General features: G+C 45.3%; 1 protein-coding gene and 1 pseudogene. Both read left to right on the plus strand.

Annotated features, from left to right (window positions below; translation table 11 throughout):
- Positions 1-15: 15 nt before the first annotated feature.
- On the plus strand, positions 16-1,290 hold the full coding sequence (gene gltS / locus V7D75_RS07410) for a sodium/glutamate symporter (RefSeq protein WP_333614047.1): 1,275 nt from the start codon (positions 16-18) through the stop codon (positions 1,288-1,290).
- A gap of 191 nt (positions 1,291-1,481) precedes the next feature.
- Positions 1,482-1,798, plus strand: a pseudogene (locus tag V7D75_RS07415) (zinc transporter); the annotation flags it as partial.

Genomic DNA, 1,798 nt, shown 5'->3' on the forward strand with positions numbered 1-1,798 from the left:
AGAAAGGATGAACTTATGGAAGTAACATTAAACGGATATTACACCCTGATTTTTGCCACCTTGGTGCTGCTATTAGGGCGCTTTTTGGTTAAAAAAATTAAGTTTTTGGAAGACTTTAATATCCCAGAACCCGTAGCTGGTGGCTTGATTGCTGCTGTAATTGTTTACGCCCTTAATTTGATTTGGGGTTATAGCTTTAATTTCCACCAAGGACTACAAACAGCAACCATGCTGATGTTCTTTGCCTCTATCGGACTTAGCGCCGATTTTGGACGGCTGAAAGCAGGTGGTACGCCTTTATTAATTTTTACTATCGTCGTCTCGGTCTTTATTATTTTACAAGACGTGGTTGGGGTAGCGATGGCCAGCGTACTAGGTCTTGATCCACTGCTTGGCTTGGTGACTGGCTCTATCGCCCTAACAGGCGGCCATGGTACCGCAGGCGCGTGGGGCGTTGTGTTAGAAGAACAATACAAAGTGGTGGGTGCTACTACCCTTGGTATTGCCGTTGCTACTTATGGTTTGGTTGCAGGTGGTCTGGTTGGTGGTCCTGTTGCACGCCGATTGATCAATAAAATGGGACTAAAACCGACCCCTGTTAATCCCAATCAAAGCGACGTTGAAAAGCTTGCTGGCAAGCAGTCGTTATATAGTACCAAGCACAGCGAAGATGGTGATCATCGCCATGAAGAGATGTTTGAAAAACCTGATAACATTCGCTTGATTACCGCCTCTTCAACGATTGAGTCATTGGCTTTGTTTGCAGGGGCGTTGGCGTTTGCAGACATCATGACATTGGTTGCAGCAGATACCGCGTTTGAGTTGCCCACCTTCGTTTGGGCATTAGCAGGTGGCGTAATTATCCGTAATGCTTTAACCATGGTATTCAATTTTGATATGTTCGACCGTGCTATCGATGTGATTGGTAATGCGTCGTTAAGCCTATTTTTAGCCATGGCGCTGCTATCGCTAAAACTATGGGAGTTGACAGATTTGGCAGGCCCTGTATTGATTATCTTAGTCGTACAGACTTTAGTCATGATTGGTTATGCTTATTTTGTTACCTTTAGAATCATGGGTAAAGACTATGATGCCGCCGTTTTGGCAGCCGGACACTCAGGGTTTGGTATGGGCGCGACGCCAACGGCGATTGCCAATATGCAGGCAGTGACCGATCGCTACTTGCCATCACCGAAAGCGTTTTTGATTGTACCGATGGTTGGTGCGTTCTTTGTCGATATCGTTAATGCGACTATCTTGCAGATATTTACCAAGTTACCGTTTATGTAAGCTACTGAGTAGAAAGTTAGCCTAAATGGATATCCATAAACCCCGATTATAAAAATATATTCGGGGTTTTTTGGGTTTTTATATGAGCAAAATAGTCCGTTAACAGCGTCTAACACAACAATTACGCAATTTATAATGACACCACAACCATTAGCCGTTATCAATAACCTATAAAAATATTGAGGCCTATTATGTTAATGTTTGCAGTGATTATTGTGGTATCAGGCGCTCTAATTATTGGGGCGCTTTGGGGGCTTTACGGGCGCTTACCTAGCTGGCTTGAAGGTAATTTACTGGCGCTCGCTGGCGGCGCGCTGATGATATCGGTCGTCATCGAACTGATACAGCCAGCAGTAACTGAAAGCGGCGTTTGGGTGACAGCGGCCTTTGCCATGCTGGGCGCAGTGGTATTTGCGAGTGTCGACTATCTACTCGATGAAAAGCTCAATGCCGATGGCGGCTCAGGACTACTGGCAGCCATCACTCTCGATGGCATACCAGAAAACCT

Source organism: Psychrobacter sp., from assembly GCF_036731945.1.
Classification (GTDB): Bacteria; Pseudomonadota; Gammaproteobacteria; order Pseudomonadales; family Moraxellaceae; genus Psychrobacter.